A 20,948-nucleotide genomic window follows, 5' to 3' on the forward strand; every position below is an offset into this window, starting at 1 on the left:
CCGGCCAATGACAGCGGAACTTACGCAGCTCCCGGCTCACGGCTTTCCACACGGTCTGGCTAAGTTTTGCGACAGCGTCACTATCGCGGTCAAGCCGCGCGTGAGGCTGTCGCGAAAATGGTTCGCAAAAGGCACGCGATTTGGATCACTTTTGCGACACCTGGATAGCGCGATCGTCACCTAGGCGTTTCCGCGATAGACCCGTTAGTTCAATCAATGACGCGCCGCACCGTCAGTGAGAGTATACCCTGAATGGCACTTCGACTTTTGAATGTTCAATCAGGGTCCATTATTTAGTTGAACAAACGTCATTAGCATACCCGTTTACGACAGCTGGTCGATCGACAAAACGTCCGCCAGCCTCGTTTCCTAATTAGAAGTTTAGCCCTGCCCGAACGAACACTGACCGTCCGTTGAAGCCGAACGGAGAGATGGCGTTGTACGGCTGGGTACCGGCATTGTCGGAACCGTTTGTGCCGGCTGCGACGCTCGCAACGGTGGAAGCGACGTTCTCGTCCGGATAGACGTCGAACAGATTCTGCGCGCCGGCGCTCAATCGTAGCGCCCTGGTTGCCTGCCAGGACAATTCGACGTCCGTCAGCACCTTGCCGCCGAAGGTTTGGATGATGTCGCTATTGGCGCTGCCGGGGGACGACGCGATTGTCCGCGTGTCGAAGCCAGGAATCAGGGCCGCGACCTGTGCCGGCGTCCTGTTCTGTATCGCGACCGTCGAGACCTCGCCGTAACGGGTGTTCGTAACCGATAGGGTAAAGGGGCCCCGTGCGTAGTTGACGTCGAGCGTCACCTTATCGCGTGGCTGACTATCCGAAAAGCGCAGCTGCTGCGTCACGTCGAACAGCGGCGTTGTAATGCCCAACCCCGCGATGGGGCTCGGCGCAGTCGCGATCCGGTCGAACGTCGTCTTGTTGTAATTGCCAGCGAGCGTTCCCGTTACCCGGCTTTCATCACCGAACGTGTGACGGTAGTTCATGACCAGATCGACGCCGCGGGTTTTGGTGTCCACTGCATTGGTGAGGAAGGACAGCGCGGCGAAGCCGGATTGGCCATTGGCGGCAAGAAAGTTGGTCAGACGAGTGTCCTGGAAGGTAGACGAGATCGCAATCCGGTCTCGCACCTTGATCTGATAGGCATCAAGCGTGAACGTCAGTCCGCCGACTTCGAACACGGTGCCGGCTGACACGTTGTTCGACGTCTCCGGCTTCAGGTCACGGGCTCCGGCAAGACGTGCGGCGGGCGTGTCGACGGCCGCGACGCGGACAATAGCCTGTGTGCCGTTCAGGATCAGCGTGTTGGACGCATTGTAGCCGGATTGTGCGAGGGCAGGCGCACGGAAGCCAGTGTTGTACGATCCACGCAAGGCCCATGTGCCGATCAGGCCAAGGCGGCTGGCCACCTTAAAGTTGGTCGTGTCACCGAAATCGGAATAGTGCTCGTGTCGCACCGCGCCGGAAATCAGCATGCGGTCGAACAGATCCTTTTCGACCTCGCCGTAGAGCGCGTAGCTATGACGGCTCAGCGAAGCACGGTCGTCCGGACCATTGCTCGGCCCCGGCTGGGCACCGACGACCGCAGGTCTCCCGGCGTTCGGGCCATCGAGGATCGGTACGCCGCCATTGCGATACCCGTCCGGCGAGCCCGAAAAAAGCCGGTAGGTTTCCTCGCGATGTTCGAGTCCGAAGGCGAGCTTCAGCGGGCTGCTATCACCGACTGGAATCTCGCGGGTAAGGTCGAGGTTGCTGGTCCATTGGTAAAAGTCGCTGCCGTTACGGTAGAAACTGGTTGGCGATGCCGCACCCAGCGAGACGTTCACGCTGTTGACGTAGGTCAGATCCTGCGTGCTGACCCCGTACACACTCGATAGGTCCCAGCCAAAGCCGAGCAGGTCGCTCCCGCGCATACCGATCGCGGTGGAGAAATTCTCGATCCGTGTCTCAAGGCCGGGGCTGTAGCCGTCCGGGTATAGGGCGCGGACCGTCTCGTCCTGGCCGGCGCGGCGAAACAGATACTGAATATCGCCGTCAATCCGGTTATACCCGCCGAACCAGTAGAGCTCGACGTTGCCGGGTGCCTCCGCGACAAAGTTGTAGAAGATCTGCTTGTTCGTGTTTGGCTGGTCGCCTTGCTGGGAGCTGTTGCGGTTGAAGTCGGCCTCGCGCGGGTCGAGCGTCCCGGCTGGTGCCGTCAATCCCGTGCCCGAACCGAAGTTACCCGATGGCAACACCGGCCGCCCCGCTGCATTGGTACCGAAATACTGCTGGCGGGTGTCTGGGCGGGCGCGATTGGTGCCACCACGATCCTGATAGGCCGCGGTCAGGCGAAACACGCCTTTTGCGCCCACCGGCACGCCGACCGAAGCGCTGGCCTCGTAGGTGTCGCCATCGCCCTCCGTCGTGGTCAGATACGTCGTCTGCGCGCGTGTACCGACCGACCGATCCAGGAACATGTTGATGACGCCCGAGATCGCATCCGAACCATATTGCGCCGCAGCACCGTCGCGCAGCACTTCGATCCGCGACAACGCCAGCGAGGGTATGGCGTTAAAGTCGATCGACACATCGCCGCGGCCGATGCCGTTGCTGGAGTTGAGATCGGACGCTGTATGGCGACGTTTGCCGTTGATCAGGACCAGCAACTCGCCCGGCCCAAGGCCACGCAGCGATGGCGGCTGCAGGAAATCGCCTATGCCTGAGGCGAGCGGACGCGGAGAGCTGAAGCTTGGTACCTGTACCTTAAGCATCTGGATCAGATCGACGCGTCCGCTTTGCTGAAGCTCCTCTTGGGAGATCGCATCGACCGGTGTTGCGGACTCGAGACGGGTGCGCCCACCGAACCTGCTGCCCGTAATTACGATATCGCTGCCGTCGCTTGGTTCAATCGCTGCTTCGGACTCTGTCTCAGCCTTGGCAGTGGCTGGCCCAACCTGTTGCGCCAAGGCAGGAAATGGTAGGGCACAGGTAGCCAACAGCACGATCGCAAGCGATTTCATCATTACCCCTGAATTTACGTTATGATATTATGTCTCAGCCTCTAGGGAAGGCACTGGTAAGGATCAAGGAAACAGAACGTATGTATGATCGCCGGGTTTTCCTGCGTGGAGCAGCGGCTGCAGTGGCGGGCGTGGCGAGCGCTAGCGAAGGGCGGACCGAAGTCATGAGCTACGCAGGGCAGTATGATGTCGACCGCAGCATCTCGAATCTGGATGCTGCCTACTACGGCGCCATGACCCGGGCCACGTCCGCAGCTTATCGTGCTCACGGCGACTGGGTAAACCGTCACAATGCGCTCTTTCTGCGCAGTGCCTTACCGGGGCCAACTAGAGACGAACGCCTGCAGCCCGCGACCGATGCCGTTGCTTCCCTGATTGGGGCTCGGCCCGAGGAAGTTGCGCTGTGTGGGGGCGGAACGGAGGCGCTGTACGGTCTGATCGTTAATTACAGACGGCTGAAAACGGGCGATGCCGTCCTGATGGCCGACGTCGATTACGACGAGATGCAGCACGCGATGGCGTACCTGGAAACGTCGCGAGGAGTCCGCCCTGTTCGGATGAACGTGCCTGAGCCCGCTACGACAGCCAATATCCTCGCGGCCTACGAAGTTACCCTGAAACGCAATCCTGCAATCAAGCTCGTGTTGTTGACCCACGTCTCCAATCGCAATGGTCTCGTGCTGCCGGTGCGCGAGATCGCGGACATCGCGCGCCGCTATGGGGCGGACGTAATCCTCGACAGTGCGCAAGCCGTCGGCCTTCTTCCTGTCGACGTCGACGCGCTGGGTATCGATTTCATGGGCTTTAGCTTCCACAAGTGGGTGGCAGCCCCGCTCGGCACCGGCGGAATCTACATTCGCAAATCACGGCTTGCCGATATCGACCCTTGGCTTGGCAACCACATCCGGTCAGACGGCGATGTTCGCGCCCGAGCACCCACTGGCACAGTGGACTTTGCAGCGCGTCTTACTGTGCCACATGCGGTGAGGGAACATCACGAGCATGGACCAGGCCGCAAGCTTGCCCATCTGACCCGCATGCGTGCTCGCTGGGTCGAGGGCGTACGCGCCATCCCCGGCCTGACGATCACTCACCCTGAAGAGCCAGGGCGGGTTGCTGTCATCGGTGCCTTCCGCTTCTCTGGGCAGCGCAGCTGGGTTGATGCCCAGCAGGCTCAGAAGGTACTTCTCAGTAAGCATCAGGTGTTGGTTGTTGCAAAGCAGGGCCTGGCTTCCGGACCCGTGCTTCGGGTGACTCCTTCGCTTTTCAACACGGACGTCGAAATCGACCGGATGATTGATGCCGTCAAGGCAGAGCGGAACCTATTCACCTAGCTTCGCGATACCGATCGGACCTGCTCTCACTTGATTTCGCGCGTGATAGGATAGCGAAGAGGGTAGGGATGGCCGGGTCCGGCTTGCTCATAGAACCAGGCAAGCCGTGCATCCGGATCGGCAGCAAAGCTAGGGTCGGCTGCGAGCTTTGCCTCGAACGCGTCTTTGATCGCTGGATCAGTCGACAGCATGCGATCGCCCAATGCAGCGAGGACAAATGCGTCCGTATTTGGCGCCGGGGCCATCATTTCGGGGAAAAAACCCCACGCAAGGAAAGAATCCTGACTTTCCGGCTCCAGCAACGCTGCGGCCAAGAGACCTAGCGGTTGGTCGGCTGTCACGCGGACGTTGCCAACGGGCATTACCTGCTCGCGCTGTTGGTGCCAGAAGGTCGCGGTGATCGACACTCGCCCCTCGCTTGGCTGGGACAGTTTGGGGTTGATCAGCCGGACCTGATCAACAGTTAGTGTTCGCGGTTTAGCTATGGTCTCAAAAGTGATGCCGTGGAGGCGTAGCCTATCTATTACCTCGGTCTGCGCAGCCGGCACCCACCATGCCTGGGGCAGTCGCACCGTCTCGGTCGGCTCCTGGCCGATGATAGGCATGCGAAAAGTAATAGGCTTGCCGAGCCAGCGCTGTTCCATCCGTCCGGATGCCGGCGACAGGTAAGTGTCGAACGCCACGCCTTTGAAGTGTTCGATCCAGCCAATCGGCTGCTCCGCTGGCTTCCAGCGAGTGAGAAGCTCGGCAGGACGGCTGGCACGATCCTTTGCCTTGGCCGCGGTGATCTGGTTCGCATCCCTGGCAGCAATCTTCATCGCGGCTTCCAGCAGGACATAGGTGCCAAGGACACGCTGCCGGTAGGGCTTGAGCATATGGTTCTCGACCAGGACGGTCGGCACACCGATGAAGTCGCCATATCCCGTCGAGTAGCGTGGACCTTCCGGGCTGAAGCGAATGCCCTTGCTCGGCTCTTTCGTGTCGATCGGGCTAGGATAGATGCTGGGAATGTGGCCAGCCTTCGTCAACGCCGTGCTCACAGCGGGTCCGAAGCGCCCCTGCAGCCAGTCCGCCGTGGCGCGATGGCGCGCATATTTGCCCCATCCTGCATAGGTGTACGTCACGTCGTACTGCATGTCGAAGCCCTCACTGACGTGGCAATCGACGTAGAGGATAGGGTCGAGCTTGCGCAGCAGCGTGATCATCGCACGGGTCTCAGGCGCGTCCGCCTTGGCGTAGTCGCGATTGAGATCGATGTTGCGCGCGTTCGCATCGCGACCCTTTTGATCGGGGCCGCGGATATGGACAAAGTTGTAGGCGCTCATCTGCTCGTGACCGTCGATGTTGTAGATCGGGACGAAGACCAGATCGACATGATCGAGCAAATCATCCTTCCCGCGCAACGCGATGTCGCGCAGCAGCATGAGCCCTGCATCCTTGCCGTCGATCTCGCCGGAATGGATGCCTGCCTGTACAAGCACCACAGGCTTTTTGGCCCCGCCCTTGGTGGCGCGCACGAACAGCATGTCCCGGCCCTCGCCGGTGCGGCCAAAGCTTTGCAGAGTAATCAGCGGCGAGGCTGCATCCAGCCGCTCAAGCCACGCTCTCACGTCCGCGTAGCGCGGCGTCGTCTTGAAACCAGACGCTTCTGCAGGCGTAATCCACGGATCGGTAGCTTCCGCTATCAGTGCCTCGCTTTTGCCGGACCACGACAAGGCAGGGGGTAGGGGAGCGGGACCTTGGGCAGCGAGTGAACCGGGGGCCGTAAGTACGGAAAGGCTTATCATGGTAGCTACGCGAAAAGACAAAGATCAACTTTCTGAACCAAGGGGGTGGGCTGGCTTAGCGAGAACCGTTGCGGCCGATGCGGCGCATCTGGGCTGCGCCCGCACCGAGGATGATAGCTGTGACCGCCAATAGCACGAGCATTGGAACGGCCGGCCAGGATGCCGTTCCGCTGCGCGCGGCATAGCTGGGCAACCAATCGAAATCGGCAGGCGTGAATGGCCGATCGAAGAACAGATACGGGTAGAAGAAGCTCCGCAGCTCCTTGTGGAACGCGCCGATGCTGTCCTGATAATCAAGCTGCGCAATCAGGTCGGTGTCGGCGAGACGATGCAACATGCTTTGCGCAGCGACGTTGGGGAGCAACCAGCCAAGGCGTGTTGTCCAGCGCTCGCGGTCGCGTAGGCTTGCACGATAGGCAGCGACTTGCAGCGCTACAGCCTCGTCGCCCACCTGGTGCATGGCAAACAGCCATTTCCAGTGGAACCGACCCTCGAACTTCTCATGGCCGCGCCACTCGGGGTGAGTGGCGAGAAACCGGTCAAACGTGGCGGCCTTGGGGATGTCCCAGCCGTGATGGACGATCTCGCGCTGTGCCAAGGTCAAGTCGATGCCTTTACTGACAGGCACCGCCCGCGCGATCGCGGCATTTGCAAGTGTAGGGAGGAGCAGGGTCAATGCAATCCAGCACCCGAGCGAAGCGGCTGCAGCTGTGGCAGAAGCGCGTACCCGACCGGCAACAAGCAAGCTCAGGCCAAACCAGAAAGCAAGGTACACCGCGCTGACTGCGGCGATACCGAGTCCAAGGATCACGGGCGCGGTCGTGGCGACCAGTGCAATGCCTGCGGGCACGAGAAGGGCGAGCGTCACGAGCAGATAGCGCAGGCTGATCCGCCTGCGCCACAGGCCGGTGCCCGGCATCGAAAGCAACAGCCGCAGCCGCCCGCCTTCGCGTTCGCTGGTAACCAGATCGTGGGTCAGCGCGATCACGACCAGAGGCGCGAGGTAGATGGCGACGAACGCGAAGTCGAACACGCCCGGCAAGGCTTGTTCGGCGTTCAGGGTCTCGGACTCGTACAGCTGTTGCTGCAGGCTTAGCGCCCGCACCCGCAGGACGGCAGGCTGTACGTCGCGCTGGCCCAGCGCGAGAAAGGCGACAGGTGAGGGGCGGTCGTGCGTCAGGAGGAAGGAGTAATAGGCAGCATAGCCTGCCTCACCGTCCGGCTTGCCGTACTCCTTCGCCACCGCCGCTAGATCACGTGCCTGTTCGGCAGTTACACGGGCGATTGTCGCGTCTTGCCGGTCGACTGCCGACAAGCCGGACCAGATCGACAGGGCCGAAAGGACAAACAGCAGCGCAAGCGAAGCGGCAGCCAGCCGTGAGCGCAGGATCAGGCGCAGTTCTGCACGGAGCAAGCTCATCGCGCGGCCCTCCCTAAACGTCGTGCGATCGGCACTGACAATAGCATCAGGCCTGCCAACCAACCGCCGAGCACCAGCAAGTTTGGCCAGATCAACGCGGAAGGAGGGACAAAGGGGCGATAGCGAAAGCGAGGGATCGTCTTCCAATTGTCCGCGGACACGCGAGGATCCTCACCGCCGCCCACGCTTGGGATTTTCTCAGCCTGCATCCAGTTCAGCGCTTGTACGAACCGGTAGCGGAACGCTTCAGACTGGTTGAGGAAATCCTGGTGGGCGGCAAGGCCGGTGCCAGTCAGTGTCATCGATAACTGCCTGACGGCGATAAGCGGGCTGATTGTGCCAAAGGCGCGAACGAAGCCGTTCTGTTCGGCCTCACGTCCCTCCATTTCCCTTGCGGATTTGGCATAAAGGCCGGTCGTCAGCCGCTCGCCTTCCATACCGACAAGGCCGGCATATTGGACGGGCATGTCTTCGACACGGGATACGCCGTATTGTGCAAGCGCCCGCGCCTTGAAGTTGGCGAAGTAGGGATCGTCGGGGTTATGTGCGTCGCCGATCTGTTTGAGATCGCGGTGGAGAGCAATCTCGGTCTCGATTTTGCTCGGGAGCACAGCACGGTTCGCCGCTGCTTCGGGTAATCCTCTTGGCAGAAGGATGACACTGACCATCCAGATGCCGACCAGCGCCACCAGCGCATCACGCGACCGAGTGACCAGCGCGGAGATCAGCACCGACATCGTCGCCCAGAGCAACAACCAGGCGGCGTAGCCGAGGATGAGGAGTCCGACCGCGCCCCACGGCGCGACGGCACTTGCTGCCAGCCAGGCAAGCAGCAGGAAGGCCGGTGCGCCGATCGCGAGCGCGATGACGCCATGTCCCAGCAACTTACCTGCGAGCAGTTGCTGGCCGCTGACGCCCTGCGCCAGCAGCAGCCGCAACGTGCCTCGCTCGCGTTCTCGTGCGACGCTGGTGAAGGCAAGGAAGATGAGCAGCAGAGGCGCCAGTGCTTGTAGTACGAACGCCGGGGTCAATTGGCCAAAGCGGAGCAACAGCGACGATTGCCGTGCCTCGGAGAAATTGGCGCTGTTTTGCCGATGCCCTTCGAGGAAGATGGTGTTGCCGGTGAAGCTGTCGACACCAAAGTCGACGAATGCCAGCGGGCTGAGGGGGCGGAACACGAACTGCCCATAATGCACCATCCGGTGGGGATGGCGCGCGGGCTGATTGTCGAAGCCTTTGTCCACTGATGCCTGGTAGCGAGCGCGTTCGGCTTCGATCCCGGCGCGTCGCTCGAAGCTCACCACGGCAGACGCAATGATCAGCGCAAGGAGGAGCAGCGTGGCGATGAGGCCGGCGCGATTGCGAGCAAGGCTGCGCCATTCCTCGGCAGCAATCCGGATGATGGGCGAGCTCATGCTGCGACTTTCGCGCCGATGTAGCGGGCATGGAGGGTGTTGAGGTCGAACCGGGCAGCCCCCTCACTAGCGGCAAGCTCCTCTTCGATCTGGCCGTCGGCCAGGAAGCCGATGCGGTCCGCAACGTCGACGGCGCTCAGCAGATCGTGTGTTACCATCAGAATGGTGACCTGGCGGTCACGCGCTGTCTCAATCAGGCGATTGAACTCCATGGTCGCACGCGGATCAAGGCCAGAGGTCGGCTCGTCGAGCAGTAACACTGGAACATGACGCGCGAGCGCAAGCGCAATGGCGACCTTCTGACGCATACCCTTGGAGAAGCCGCTAACACGTTGGTTCCAGGCGTGATGCGGCAGGCCTACCGCGTCGAGCGCTGGTTTGATGACGTCGTCTGCGGACCGGGGAGCTCTGGCAAGCGCCAGGAAATAGTCGAGGTTCTCGCGCGCGGTCAGATGATCATACAGAGCAACGCTCTCGGGTACGTATGCAAGCTGCGCTCGCGCCCGTTCCGGGTCAGTAGCAGGATCAATACCAGCAACGCTTACGCTACCTGACGTTGGCGCGATGAAGCCGAGCAGCGCCGAGAGGGTGGTCGACTTTCCAGCCCCATTGCCGCCCAGCAGCGCGTAGATCTCTCCTGGGGCTATCGTCAGATTAAGCCCGCGCAACACCTCTCGGTCACCATAGCTATGGCGGAGCTGGCGCACCTCGATCGGCAGATGAGTGCCCGCATCATTCGTCATAATCGTGTCACCATATTTTCATCTTGCACCGCAACACGCTCCGTTTATGAGACGATGTATCGTTACGCAAGGCGTAGATGCTCGCCTTTTAAGCTGAGATTGGGATGATGATGGTTGGCGCGGTGTCGAACGAAGCGTGGAAATATCAGCAAAGGCGCGCGTCGTTTTGGGGCAGTGCCTCCCTCGTTGCGCTGTGCGCAATAGCGTTTCCAATCACGCCGGCTTCCGCCCAGGAGGTCACAGAAGAGAGTGCCTCGACTGCCGATGACATCGTCGTGCTTGGCACACGCAGCACGGTGGACCGCACCCTGTCATCCGATCGCGTGACGCGGCGTATGTCGCAGTCGAGCCGGTCGATCGAGCGGGACATTCTGGACGCGGCAGGGACGTACCGTCTCAGCGATGCGCTGGAGCTCGTCAGTGGCTTTAGCCAGCAGAATAATCGCGGTGGCGTGATCGACAATTTTGCAGTTCGCGGTTTCCTTGGCACGCCAGACGGGGGTGCCGAATATTATCTGAACGGCTTTTTGGCGAACCGGGGCATGGCGCCTCCACGCGATCCCGCCACTACCGAGCGGATCGAGGTCTTGAAGGGACCGGCGGGCGCATTGTTCGGCGACGTCGACCCTGGCGGACGGGTGAACATCGTAACCAAGGTCCCGCGCTTTACGCCGCACGCCAACGCCCTGATCAGCTACGGCTCCTTCGACACGCGTCGGGTAGAACTGGACGCCACGGGACCGCTATCGCGTACGCTGGCTGCGCGCATCGTGGTTGCAGGTGAGGACAGTGACGGTTGGCGCGATACTGTTTCGATCCGTCGGCGCGTCGTCTCTCCGTCGCTTACGTGGCAGCCGAGCAACGCGTTGCGGCTTACCTATACCGGGGAGTTCAGCCAGTTCGACACCCCTTTCGACCGCGGAATTCCAGCAATCGACGGCGACGCCAACGCGTTGCCGCGCTCCAATTACTACGGCGAACCGGCGAACGGCATCACCAAGTCCCGCAACAACCAGCACCAGCTCACGGGGCTTGCCGAGCTTGGTAATGGGTGGACGCTGAATGGCGGCCTGGTGTGGCGGAAGGGAACGCTGAAGGGACTGTCAGCAGACCAATCGCGGATAGTTGGTACGTCGCTGTGGCGTCAGCGCCGGTCGCGCGACTTCAGCGTGGATGACCTGGCAGCAAGGCTGGAGCTTGCCGGGCAGATCGGACGCCACCGGGTAAGCGTCGGGTTAAAGGGCTATCGCTTTCTCTACGGCGAGCGCTGGCTGCGGATCAATCCATCCGATGCCGTTCCCTACGCGATCGACCTGTTCAATCCCGTTTATGGATCGTCAGTGGCAGCGCCACTTCGCCCGTTCACCAACAATGATGAGACGCGGCTTGCTGGCACGTTCTACGTCCAGGACATGTGGGATCTGACGGACCGCCTGACGCTCGTCGGGGGCGCGCGCATCGACCCCTATCGGCAGAAGATCGTCAACAACAACACCGGCAGCACCGGTCGCAACATCGACGAACCGGTGAATTTCCGGGTAGGTGGCCGGTATCGCGTCAGCGACGTGATTGCGGTGCACGCGAACTGGGGCGAAAACTTCTCGCTCAATACCGGTACCGACCGCAATGGCATCGGCTTCGGGCCCGAAACGGGCAAGGGATACGAAGTGGGTGTTGCCGCCAGACTGCCCGGTATCGACGTGGCGGTAACGTGGTTCGACATCCGCAAACAGAACATCCTCACGACCGACCCGGTGGATGCCAACTACCTTGCGCCGGTCGGCAACCTGGTTAGCCGCGGGATCGAGATCGACGCTTCGGCCAAGCTCGGCGATCGCTGGCAGATCGTGGCGAACTATGCCTGGCTCGATGCCAAGGCAGACGACACTGCATTCCCGACACCAGACGTTCTCAACGTGCCGGAGCATTCGGGCACGCTGCTGGTCGTGCACCGCATTCCGACGACGCGCGGCGACTGGCAGTTGAGCGGCGGTGTCGCTTACGTTGGTGACCGCGCCGGATCGCTGACCGCGAAGCCCGTGGTCCTGCCGGAGTATGTCAAGGTCAAGGCGGCCATCGAAGCACCGCTTGCCGAAGGTTTGCGGTTCCGCCTTGAGGCCGACAATCTGCTCGATAAGCGCTATGCCGCGAGCTCTTACAGCGCCTTGTGGATCTATCCTGGCGCCCCCCGGACAGTGCGCGCTTCGCTCCGCTTCGAGCTTTGAGCGAGATCGCCTTCCACAGTTCACCCGTCCGGTTCCAAAGGTGAGATCCATGCCTGACAGCAACACGCTATTCCTCGACATGTTCTCCGATCGGGAGCGCATCGCGCACTATGCCGACGGCCCCCGGCGTTTCACACCCGGTCTCGACGCGGTGCATCGCATGACGGAGCTTCTGCTGGCCGAGCATGCACCACCTAATGCCCATGTGCTGGTGCTCGGTGCCGGTGGCGGGCTAGAGTTGAAGGCATTGGCCCAAGCGCACGCCGGCTGGCATTTCACGGGCGTCGATCCAGCCGGACCGATGCTCGACCTGGCCCGCGAGACCATGGGCGAGGATGCTGGCCGCGCCGACCTGATCGAAGGCTATATCGACGCCGCGCCAGACGGCCCATTCGACGCAGCGACTTGCCTCCTGACGCTTCATTTCCTCAATCGCGACGAACGGGTGCGGACATTAAGTGAGATGCACCGGCGCATGAAGCCGGGCGCGCCGCTGGTGGTGGTACATTCGAGCTTTCCGCAAGCCGAGCCGGCGCGCACGCGCTGGCTTGCCCGTTACGCCGCGTTTGCTGTCGCTTCCGGGGCGGACCCGGCGCAGACCGAATTGGCGCGAAGTGCCGTGGCCTCCAGCTTGGCGCTGCTGACACCCGAAGAAGACGAACTTTGCTTATACGATGCCGGCTTCAAGGACGTGGAACTGTTCTACGCTGCCTTCACGTGGCGAGGTTGGGTGTCTCGCGCATGACGCGCGTCCCTGAGGTTAGCCGATGGTCGCCTATCGAGGCTCAGTCGTGAAACTCGGGACCACCAACGGCGGACGAGGATCCCGCGCTTGGGCCGACCGCCTGCTGCAATGCGAGTTGCTCGTCACCGCCTGCCATGAAGGGGAGTGGATCGATCGCACGGTCGGCGACGCGCAATTCATAATGAAGATGGCTGCCTGTCGAGCGTCCCGTTGAGCCGACCAATGCAAGGACGTCGCCGCGGTGGACCATTTGACCGGATTTCACCAAGATCTGCGATAGGTGACCATATCGGGTCTGAACGCTGGCACCGTGATCGAGCTGCACGAGATTGCCATAGCCGGATGCAACTTCAGCGCGGCTGACGATCCCGTCGGCCGTGGCATGGACGGGAGTTCCCGTTGGTGCTGCCAGATCGATGCCTGCATGCATTGTAGCGGTCCTGCGAAAAGGATCGCTGCGGATGCCGAAAGACGAAGTGTACCGGAAGCTGTCGATGGGGCGCTGAGACGGCAATGACACATGCGGCGCTGTCGGCCGATCGAACGCTTTCCACTGATCCAGGAGCTTGCGAAAGCCGCTATCCTGCTTGTCCAAAGCCTTGACCGATACCGTAGAGACAGCGGCAACTGTACCTGTCGTAGCCGGCGCTGGCGCCGCCTGCACCGCACCGCCCAAGCACATAGACATCAAAGTTACCGGTGCCGCGCGTAGCCCGGCGCGACGCGCGATTCGACGAATATGCATGTGATCCCCTCCCGCCATCCACACCGTGGTTGACCGGGTAAAGGTATCATCCGGCAGACGAGAATGCACAACATGCGATGATATCGCATATCGACAGGCCGGTGTGGTGGCACGACGCGCTGCTGTAATTAGAAGTTTACTGCGATCTCAGCGTTTGACGAAGCCGCTTCCAACCGATCACGACACCGGTGATGCTGAACAAGAAACCGGCAATCAAGGGAATCAACATTAGTACGCGGCGCACTATCGGCCTCGCGGTCAAACCGGGCACGTTGAAGGTGTGCAGCGCGTAGTAAACCCATGCATACGCTGCCCGACTGGTATCCATCACCGTGAGGATCCCGCCATCGGCCGCATCGACATAGATGTCCGGCAACGACGACGAGACAAACGTGATCCGTCGCGCGGTGGATGGCCAGCCTTCCGCCATGGCATAGGTGGAGAGCGGGTCGACCGGCGCGATCCGACTGACGCGACCACCGGGCCACGCACGCTCTGCCGCGACCTTCAGCAGACGGTCGAGTTGGCGATCGTCGATCACCCTGCCACCAACATCGAAGCGCTTGGCGGCACGAGTGCCCTCGTAGGTAGTAAGCATGGCCGTGCCCACGATGACGGAAAACGCGACTTCCTTGGCAGGGGGCAAGCTGCGCAACGTCATAGGATCCAGAGGAGTGAATGCCTTCTCACGTGTCAGCCCGTGATAGCGCATCGCCTGCGGCAGCGTGGCCGTCCCCCGGGAGAAGATTCGCCCATGATCCATGGAGAGCCATCCGCTGACCATCCAGCCGAACACGAAGATGCCGACGAACAGTCCCAGAAGGTGATGCCAGCGGAGCCACCACATTCGGTAGAAGGTGAGCGAGGGCGTACGCATCCGTCGTGCGGCCGCCATTCGGATAAAGCCCAGAGCAATGCCTGCAACGACGACCAGCAGGCACACCAGTGACACCCACCAGACCCCGCGGTCCCATGCCGTAAAGCTGGCGCGGAGCGGAGTAACATAGGCCCAGTGCAGCACAGCGCCCGCCCAGTTCCATGCTCGGTTCGACCGGGTCGTTCGTTGCAGCAGCTCGCCTGTGCGTGCCGAAAGGTAGATCTGCGTACCCATCTCGTCGTGCGCATCGAGGCGAAAATAGGGGCGATATGGGTCAAAGCGATTGTGGACGATCCACTGGTCATAGTCGACCGGACCGACTGCGGTGCCGGCCGCCCCAAATAACCGCTTCGCTTCCTCCGAAGCAGAGGAAGGCGACAGGTTTGCCAGCAACGTGCCGGTCCGTGCGTCCACGGCCACGGCGCCGGCCGGAACCATGACCACATAACTGGAGCGTCCCGCGCGGTTTATCAGCCGAAAGCCGCTTGCCTGTCCGCCTACCGTGCGAATTGCCACGGCAGGCGGCACGGTGACCGACCGGGCATCGAGCGGAGCTTCCAACGTGAGTTGTGCTGTTCGACTGAGCGAAGGGAAGGGGACGAACAGCAGGACGGCACCGCTAGCGAACCAGGCCGCCACGATCACGCAGGTGGTTACCCCCAGCCAGCGATGAAACCACACCAGCATCGCCACGGCCTTTCGCCGCCATACTGTTGTTTTAGAAGCGGGCAAGAAGGCTGACCTCGGCCCTGCGGGGCTCGCCGAGCATGACCTGTGCCGGGTAGTAGATATCTGCCCACTGGACGAACGTCTTGTTCCAGATGTTGTTGACCCGGCCGGTTAGCGACAGCCTCGGGCTCACCGCGTACGTCGCATAGACGATACCGGTTGCGTAAGGCTTCAGCGTCAGATCATTCGCGGTGTTGCCATAGCGTTTACCGACATACTTGATCCCGCCACCTGCCTCCAGAGGCAGGCCTGCCACATGCTGGACACTCATCCAGACGTTCCCAACCCAGGCAGGCACGTTCGGGGGACGGTTCCCGGAAGCCACAATGCCGTAGTTGGGATCGACGAAGCGGCCGTATGTCGCATCGACATAGGTGCCGCTGCCGGTCACTGCCCAGTTGCGAGCGAGCTTCATCTCGCCCGAGATCTCTATGCCACGCGACTTTTGGCTGCCGACGTTGCTGACCGCGTCGATGCCCACCTGGGTCAGAATGTCTCGCCGTTCGATGTCATAGACCGCGATCGTCAGCGAGCCCCGCCCATCCAGCACATCCGCCTTCAGTCCGATTTCCCCCTGGCGCGAGCTGGACAGGCCGAAATTCTCGGCCGCATTGACCAGGAAGATGTTCGATCCGACCGGATCCTTGCCTGTGCTGTAAGAGGCATAAGCCGTGATGGCGGGCGCTACGTCGTAAACCAGGCCTGCGCGCCAGTTGAAGGGCTTGTAAGTCCGCCGAAAGCTGCTGCTTGCATTGAAGCTTGCGTCGACGTTGTAATTCTCTCTTGTGAGATAGAGCCGCTCTGTCCGCAGGCCTGTGACCAGTTTGAGCCGAGGCGTCAGTTTGAGTGTATCTTCGGCAAAAAGCGCCACCTGATCCCAACGAGTGGGGCTGCGCCGCTCTACCAGCGGACCAAAGTTGCCGCGGGTGGGCGCGAGAGGATCGACGCTGTCGCCATCAGGAAACCCGCGCGTGCGAATGAAGTCGAGATGACTGTAATCGACGCCGACTACCCAAGTGTTTTCCAGTCCGAACACTGTGTGGCGCAGCGTGGCGCTCGCCTGGTCTCCTACAAGATCCTGATTGTGGAAAACGAAGAAGCGATCGCGGTCGATGAGCTTTGTCGATGGGTTGAAGACGTAATTCTCGGCGTTGATCCACTGGCGCTCGGCGTGGAAGTAATAGGCCGTGTTGGACAGGGTCAGGGCGTCCGATGGCGACCAACTAACGACGAGGCGGGGCCAGAACTGCGAGCTATGGGCCCGATTATCCGCGACATTGTAGTTGGTAAAGCGGGTCCGCCGGTCGATCACGCTACCATTGCCGGCAGCAAGAATGCCGCGGATCGGTTCAGCCGCGAACGTCGCCGGAACAAGCGGCGTTCCGTAATAGGTCGAAAGGTTGTCGCGCAAATAGTCGACGCTCAATTCTACCGACAACGAGGATGCGGGCCGAAAGAGCAATGCGCCAGATGCATTGAACGAGTTCGACCCTGCATCGTCGACATAGCCAGCCGTACGATGATAGCTCACGTCGGCTCGGCCAGCGAGGGTCTCGCTGAGCACCAAATTTCCTCCTACACCCAGGCTGATCGTGTCGAAGCTTCCGTACGACGCGAGTGCCTGGCCGCTGCTTTGGCGAAGGTCAGCGCTCTTGTTGAGGATGTTGACCGCGCCGCCAACGGCACCTTGCCCATAGAGAACTGACGCTGGTCCCTTCAGCACCTCGATACTGGCGATGTTGAAGGTGTTGCCGGGCCGGTTGATCATGTTCGCAGGCCCTAGATATAATCCGTTGTGCAGGATGGTGATCTGCTCGCCAGTGAAGCCCCGCATTGAGAACAGGGAAGGGTCCCCCGGTGAACCACCCGAGATTACACCCGGCAAGCTACGGTTGCCTCCTCGACCGTGCGGAACCCGCGGGTCAGGATCTCGTCGGCGCCGATGCGGTCGAGCGTCGCTGGAACGTCTCGAACGGACAGGCCCAGCCGGCTACCAGTGATGGCGGGGGCGTCGAGCTGGCGAAGGCGCCAGCCGGTTACAGTGATGTCTTCGCTGTCCGAACTTATCGGCACGTGGGCCGTGTCCGTCAACATAGACCCATCGGACGACCCTGGGTTCGGAACAGCGTCGTGAGCGCAAACGGGGGTGCTGATGCTGATGGCAAGTGCCGCGATCGATATACGAAGCGCGCGCGTCGCCGGCTGGACCGACATATTGTTTCCCCCTTGTTGTTGTATCAGCGACGCGCACGCTGCCAGTGACAGCGATACGCCGTTCGCTCGTTCTACGTGGTCAGGTAGCCGGACCCCGACGCCATTTACCATTCACCGGCCAGCGAGCGGCGAGCAGCAGGAGAATGATGATCGCGGCTGCCCCGATGCCGATCGCAGAGAAGACGCTGTCAGGTAGACCAACATCCACGCCCGCCGTTTCGGCGAGAGCATAACCCGCCATCCCGTAGCTCAGTGAGACGACAAGCCAGCCGACGCCCCGACGATAGCGCCGTATTGTAGGGGCTGACCGGCCTGAGGAGCGCAGAAGGCGGCTGACGATTTGACTGTCGAGTGTGTCGGCCGCGAGCATCCCCAGGGCGAACGTGGCTGCTATGGTCAGAGCCGCGATTGTACCGCCCTTGGCCGTCGCTGCCGCACCCCAAGCCGCAGCTTGAGTAGCTGTATCGAACACCAATCCGAAGATGATGCCCGTCCCAACCACTGCGCCGGGATGAGTGCTGGTGCGCAGCCGCTTGGGAACGAGGCGGGCCCGCCACCCGATTGGGATATAGTCCCCCTGGCGCAGCAACGCTGACAGGTTCATCGTGCCGACGAGCAGCAGCAGTACGACAACCGCTGCGTCGACAAGCGATGTCGTCCACGCGGGAACGGCAAAGGCCCCGGCCGCAAACGATACGCCTACTGCAACTGTCGCCACCGAGAGGCTGTGACCCAAAGCGAAGAACGCACCCGTCCACGGTGCCAATCGTGGCCGCGCATCTACGGTACGAAACACGATGTTGTCGATCACCGCGACATGATCGGGATCGAGCCCGTGGCGCAAGCCAAGGACGAACATCAGCCACAGCGCAGATAGTTCGATCATGTCTGGTCCTCAGTTACACGCACGCCGCGGTCGGTGAGCTTGTTCAGTCGCATCGGGAGCGCCTTGTTGATGGCGATGAGGCGCGGACGAGGCGCTTTTTTCCACTCGCGGCATTCGCCCAGTGTCCGCCCGCAGGCGACGCACCAGCCAGTTCGACCGTCAAAACGACAGACACTCACGCACGGGCTCTTCAAGCCCGCGCTTCCATGTCGAGTATGCCGATCCGGCCGTCCTCGTCACCCCAACCGAGCCGGGTACCGGGATCGTTCCAGGCGAGCGCCGTGATAAAGGCGCCGCCCTCATCGATCAGCACGGTGTTCTCATCTGCGGGGCGGGCAAGGATCACCGTCCCGTCGCTGTACCCTATCGCGAGGATGTCGTCGCGTGGATGGAAAGCGACACGCGTGACGATCGTGCCCTCTCGTTTGGCGAGCAGCAATGGTGCCTTGCCAATAGGCCCGAGCTTGCCCTCGAAGGGCCAGAGGATCGCCTGCGCATCGCCCGCTGTTGCCAGCCACTTGGCCTTGCGATCCCAGGAGAAGCTGCGGGTCTTGGTGGCGTAGCCAGACATGCGCATGTCTCGCAACTCGGGGAGCTGCCAGCCATGAAGTCCCGTCTCCTGCAGGCCGGTGACCAGATAGCGGCCATCGGGGCTCATCGTACAGGCGATGTGCGAACCGACCCAATTGAGGGCAACGCGGCCGCTGTCCGGATTGGTGCCGTAAACCAGGGTTGCACCATTATAATGAGCAATCCCGAGCCGCTTGCCCTTGGCGTCGAGCGCCAGGCCACCGATCGTTGAACTAACGGCGTAGCGATGGGTAGACTCGGACGCACCCTTGCTCCACGCGACCGCCTCGCGACCGACCCCTGCGACGATGAGGCCGGACGCGGGGCTGGCGACAAGATGCTCGACCCATTTACGCTCGAAGCGGCCAATTTCAGTTATTTCGCCGTCGGAGGCGACCCGGCACACACGGCCATCATCGCCTCCAGTCAGCACGGACATGCCGTCGGGATGGCGGCAGGAGGTCAGGATCACTCCAGCGTGCACCGAGCGTGCCAGCGTTCCACCTTCGTCGTTTAGCCAGTGTACGCTACCATCGCCAAGCGCGACTGCGGCTAACGTTCCCAGCCATAGGATCGCAGTGGGTTCGGCGTCGAGCTGGACGTGCCGGCCGTGGCGATGAACCAGCGCCGCTCTTTCGAGAAGCTCAGTCATCAGGCAGCGCTAACCGCGCAGGCCTCGAAGCCTTGCCGTAAAGCAGCGGGATCGAGATTGCGGCCAATGAATACCATGCGGCTGGCACGGACCTCATCCGCCTTCCAGTCACGCTGATGATCGCCGTCCAGCAGCATGTGAACGCCCTGCACGACATAGCGCTGCTCCTCACCCGGGAACGCCAGCACGCCCTTGAGGCGCAGAATATCCTGTCCTTGCTCAGCCGTCAGGTTGCGAAGCCACGGCATGAACAGCTCTGGCCGGATCGGGCTTTCCGAGCTTAGCGATACCGATGTGATCGCATCATCATGCTCGTGATCGTCTTCGGACAGGAAATTGGGTTCAATTTCCAGGATGCGATCAAGATCAAAAGCGCCACGTTCCAGAACCTCCTCAAGAGGCACAACGCAGTTCTGCGTCTCATGCAGCCGTGCCGGGCCGTTGATGGCTCGAATGCGCTGTCGGACCCGCTCGAGCTCCTGTGCGTCCACGAGGTCAGTTTTGTTGAGCAGGATCACGTCGGCAAAGGCGATCTGCTCTTCTGCTTCGTGACTATCTTCAAGCCGGGCAAGGATGTGGCGCGCGTCGACGACGGTCACGATCGCATCGAGGCTGGCACGCGCACGCACGTCGTCATCGACAAAGAAAGTCTGGGCAACAGGTGCTGGATCGGCAAGCCCGGTCGCCTCGATGATAATGGCGTCGAAGGCACCTTTGCGCTTCATCAAACCTTCGATGATACGGATCAGGTCGCCGCGAACGGTGCAGCAGATGCACCCGTTGTTCATCTCGAATACTTCCTCATCGGCATCGACGATGAGCTCGTTGTCGATGCCGATCTCGCCAAATTCGTTGACGATCACCGCATATTTGCGGCCGTGATTTTCGCTGAGGATACGGTTGAGGAGGGTGGTCTTGCCAGCACCAAGGTAACCGGTGAGGACCGTGACGGGGATCAATGGGGTGGAGTTCATAAAGCCTCTGATATAATATATCACCTCTTTAGCTTTATGATTTGCTGCGCTCAATGGGCAAATGCGCGGCCAGGCAGCATTTTCTGCCACGCGTTGCCGAAGCTCGACCTACACCCTAGATTTACCCAATGGGTCATGCCGCACATTCTCACCAAGAGCCTCAGGGCGCAGCATTAATCGAAGCTGCGCGAGAGGTACTTATTGCCGCTGGAGAGCAATGGACGCCGATGCGTGCAGCGGTCTTCAAGACCATAGCGGATTTTGTTAAACCGGCTTCTGCTTATGATATAGCTGACGGCCTGTCGCGTTCGGAAAACCGCAGGATCGCGGCGAACAGCGTCTATAGAATATTAGATCTCTTCTTAGAGAGTAATATTGTACTACGAATAGAAAGTAAAAATGCCTACATTGTAAACGCTCATCCCGGTTGCCAGCATGACTGCATATTCCTTGTTTGTGACGTTTGCAGCGGCGTTGATCATATTGATAATGACACAATTGCGAATAATCTGCGAACAGCGGTAGGGATCGCAGGGTTTAATGCCAAGCGTCCTGTAATAGAGGTGTGCGGAATCTGCGCTACCTGCAATACCTGATTATCCTTCTTGCCGCCTGCTTTGGCTAA

At 61.1% G+C, this 20,948-nt stretch carries 17 protein-coding genes; 4 read left to right on the top strand and 13 right to left on the bottom strand.

Annotated features, from left to right (window positions below; genetic code table 11):
• Window positions 1-373 precede the first annotated feature (373 nt).
• A complete protein-coding gene (locus IFS44_RS19730; RefSeq protein ID WP_244650462.1) occupies window positions 374-3,007 on the bottom strand; it encodes a TonB-dependent receptor plug domain-containing protein in 2,634 nt (877 codons plus the stop codon).
• Between the two features lie 80 nt (window positions 3,008-3,087).
• Here IFS44_RS19730 and IFS44_RS19735 point away from each other — a divergent pair, with 80 nt between their 5' ends.
• Window positions 3,088-4,341: an aminotransferase class V-fold PLP-dependent enzyme gene (locus IFS44_RS19735; RefSeq protein WP_192099757.1), complete on the top strand. Its 1,254-nt coding sequence runs from the start codon at window positions 3,088-3,090 to the stop codon at window positions 4,339-4,341.
• Window positions 4,342-4,367: 26 nt separating this feature from the next.
• On the opposite strand, the gene IFS44_RS19740 is transcribed toward IFS44_RS19735, so the two are convergent.
• From IFS44_RS19740 to IFS44_RS19755, 4 genes are read right to left on the bottom strand one after another with little or no spacing between them, the layout of a single operon-like run.
• Window positions 4,368-6,128 (bottom strand): M14 family metallopeptidase, encoded by a 1,761-nt coding sequence (locus IFS44_RS19740; RefSeq protein WP_192099758.1) that lies wholly within the window; start codon window positions 6,126-6,128, stop codon window positions 4,368-4,370.
• Between the two features lie 55 nt (window positions 6,129-6,183).
• Window positions 6,184-7,548 (bottom strand): DUF3526 domain-containing protein, encoded by a 1,365-nt coding sequence (locus IFS44_RS19745; protein WP_192099759.1) that lies wholly within the window; start codon window positions 7,546-7,548, stop codon window positions 6,184-6,186.
• Window positions 7,545-8,963: an ABC transporter permease gene (locus tag IFS44_RS19750; protein WP_192099760.1), complete on the bottom strand. Its 1,419-nt coding sequence runs from the start codon at window positions 8,961-8,963 to the stop codon at window positions 7,545-7,547. Before IFS44_RS19750 ends, IFS44_RS19745 begins: the two co-directional genes overlap by 4 nt.
• On the bottom strand, window positions 8,960-9,706 hold the full coding sequence (locus tag IFS44_RS19755) for an ABC transporter ATP-binding protein (RefSeq protein WP_192099761.1): 747 nt from the start codon (window positions 9,704-9,706) through the stop codon (window positions 8,960-8,962). The genes IFS44_RS19750 and IFS44_RS19755 overlap by 4 nt, the downstream gene beginning before the upstream one ends.
• Window positions 9,707-9,810: 104 nt before the next feature.
• Here IFS44_RS19755 and IFS44_RS19760 point away from each other — a divergent pair, with 104 nt between their 5' ends.
• Complete coding sequence (locus IFS44_RS19760) at window positions 9,811-11,931, top strand: TonB-dependent siderophore receptor (protein WP_244650463.1); 2,121 nt, start codon at window positions 9,811-9,813, stop codon at window positions 11,929-11,931.
• Window positions 11,932-11,980: 49 nt separating this feature from the next.
• Window positions 11,981-12,676 (top strand): class I SAM-dependent methyltransferase, encoded by a 696-nt coding sequence (locus tag IFS44_RS19765; RefSeq protein WP_192099762.1) that lies wholly within the window; start codon window positions 11,981-11,983, stop codon window positions 12,674-12,676.
• Between the two features lie 40 nt (window positions 12,677-12,716).
• On the opposite strand, the gene IFS44_RS19770 is transcribed toward IFS44_RS19765, so the two are convergent.
• From IFS44_RS19770 to IFS44_RS19800, 8 genes are all read right to left on the bottom strand, one after another.
• The gene (locus IFS44_RS19770) at window positions 12,717-13,421 is read right to left on the bottom strand and encodes a M23 family metallopeptidase (protein ID WP_192099763.1); all 705 of its coding nucleotides are present in this window, start codon (window positions 13,419-13,421) and stop codon (window positions 12,717-12,719) included.
• Window positions 13,422-13,557: 136 nt separating this feature from the next.
• Window positions 13,558-14,985 (bottom strand): PepSY domain-containing protein, encoded by a 1,428-nt coding sequence (locus tag IFS44_RS19775; protein WP_192099764.1) that lies wholly within the window; start codon window positions 14,983-14,985, stop codon window positions 13,558-13,560.
• Window positions 14,986-15,016: 31 nt separating this feature from the next.
• Window positions 15,017-16,861, bottom strand: coding sequence for a TonB-dependent receptor (locus IFS44_RS19780; protein WP_244650464.1), 1,845 nt, complete (start codon window positions 16,859-16,861; stop codon window positions 15,017-15,019).
• Window positions 16,862-16,899: 38 nt separating this feature from the next.
• On the bottom strand, window positions 16,900-17,118 hold the full coding sequence (locus IFS44_RS22445) for a hypothetical protein (RefSeq protein WP_244650465.1): 219 nt from the start codon (window positions 17,116-17,118) through the stop codon (window positions 16,900-16,902).
• Between the two features lie 202 nt (window positions 17,119-17,320).
• Entirely contained in the window at window positions 17,321-18,127 is an 807-nt protein-coding gene (locus IFS44_RS19785; RefSeq protein WP_192099765.1) for a HoxN/HupN/NixA family nickel/cobalt transporter, read from the bottom strand.
• Window positions 18,124-18,306: a DUF1289 domain-containing protein gene (locus IFS44_RS19790; RefSeq protein ID WP_342366505.1), complete on the bottom strand. Its 183-nt coding sequence runs from the start codon at window positions 18,304-18,306 to the stop codon at window positions 18,124-18,126. Before IFS44_RS19790 ends, IFS44_RS19785 begins: the two co-directional genes overlap by 4 nt.
• An 11-nt stretch (window positions 18,307-18,317) precedes the next feature.
• Window positions 18,318-19,169, bottom strand: a complete 852-nt coding sequence (locus IFS44_RS19795) for a WD40 repeat domain-containing protein (protein WP_342366506.1) — start codon at window positions 19,167-19,169, stop codon at window positions 18,318-18,320.
• A 179-nt stretch (window positions 19,170-19,348) separates the two neighbouring features.
• The gene (locus IFS44_RS19800) at window positions 19,349-20,323 is read right to left on the bottom strand and encodes a CobW family GTP-binding protein (protein WP_192099768.1); all 975 of its coding nucleotides are present in this window, start codon (window positions 20,321-20,323) and stop codon (window positions 19,349-19,351) included.
• A 128-nt stretch (window positions 20,324-20,451) separates the two neighbouring features.
• On the opposite strand from IFS44_RS19800, the gene IFS44_RS19805 reads away from it, so the two are divergent.
• Complete coding sequence (locus IFS44_RS19805) at window positions 20,452-20,919, top strand: Fur family transcriptional regulator (RefSeq protein WP_192099769.1); 468 nt, start codon at window positions 20,452-20,454, stop codon at window positions 20,917-20,919.
• The last annotated feature ends 29 nt before the right edge of the window (window positions 20,920-20,948 follow it).

It is taken from the genome of Sphingomonas sp. CFBP 13706 (genome assembly GCF_014842355.1).
Taxonomy (GTDB): Bacteria; Pseudomonadota; Alphaproteobacteria; order Sphingomonadales; family Sphingomonadaceae; genus Sphingomonas; species Sphingomonas aerolata.

Coding starts and splice junctions, on each gene's coding strand:
- IFS44_RS19730 (WP_244650462.1), bottom strand. CDS start 3,007: ATGAAATCGCTTGCGATCGTGCTGTTGGCTACCTGTGCCCTACCATTT.
- IFS44_RS19735 (WP_192099757.1), top strand. CDS start 3,088: ATGTATGATCGCCGGGTTTTCCTGCGTGGAGCAGCGGCTGCAGTGGCG.
- IFS44_RS19740 (WP_192099758.1), bottom strand. CDS start 6,128: ATGATAAGCCTTTCCGTACTTACGGCCCCCGGTTCACTCGCTGCCCAA.
- IFS44_RS19745 (WP_192099759.1), bottom strand. CDS start 7,548: ATGAGCTTGCTCCGTGCAGAACTGCGCCTGATCCTGCGCTCACGGCTG.
- IFS44_RS19750 (WP_192099760.1), bottom strand. CDS start 8,963: ATGAGCTCGCCCATCATCCGGATTGCTGCCGAGGAATGGCGCAGCCTT.
- IFS44_RS19755 (WP_192099761.1), bottom strand. CDS start 9,706: ATGACGAATGATGCGGGCACTCATCTGCCGATCGAGGTGCGCCAGCTC.
- IFS44_RS19760 (WP_244650463.1), top strand. CDS start 9,811: ATGATGATGGTTGGCGCGGTGTCGAACGAAGCGTGGAAATATCAGCAA.
- IFS44_RS19765 (WP_192099762.1), top strand. CDS start 11,981: ATGCCTGACAGCAACACGCTATTCCTCGACATGTTCTCCGATCGGGAG.
- IFS44_RS19770 (WP_192099763.1), bottom strand. CDS start 13,421: ATGCATATTCGTCGAATCGCGCGTCGCGCCGGGCTACGCGCGGCACCG.
- IFS44_RS19775 (WP_192099764.1), bottom strand. CDS start 14,985: ATGCTGGTGTGGTTTCATCGCTGGCTGGGGGTAACCACCTGCGTGATC.
- IFS44_RS19780 (WP_244650464.1), bottom strand. CDS start 16,861: ATGCGGGGCTTCACTGGCGAGCAGATCACCATCCTGCACAACGGATTA.
- IFS44_RS19785 (WP_192099765.1), bottom strand. CDS start 18,127: ATGATCGAACTATCTGCGCTGTGGCTGATGTTCGTCCTTGGCTTGCGC.
- IFS44_RS19800 (WP_192099768.1), bottom strand. CDS start 20,323: ATGAACTCCACCCCATTGATCCCCGTCACGGTCCTCACCGGTTACCTT.
- IFS44_RS19805 (WP_192099769.1), top strand. CDS start 20,452: ATGGGTCATGCCGCACATTCTCACCAAGAGCCTCAGGGCGCAGCATTA.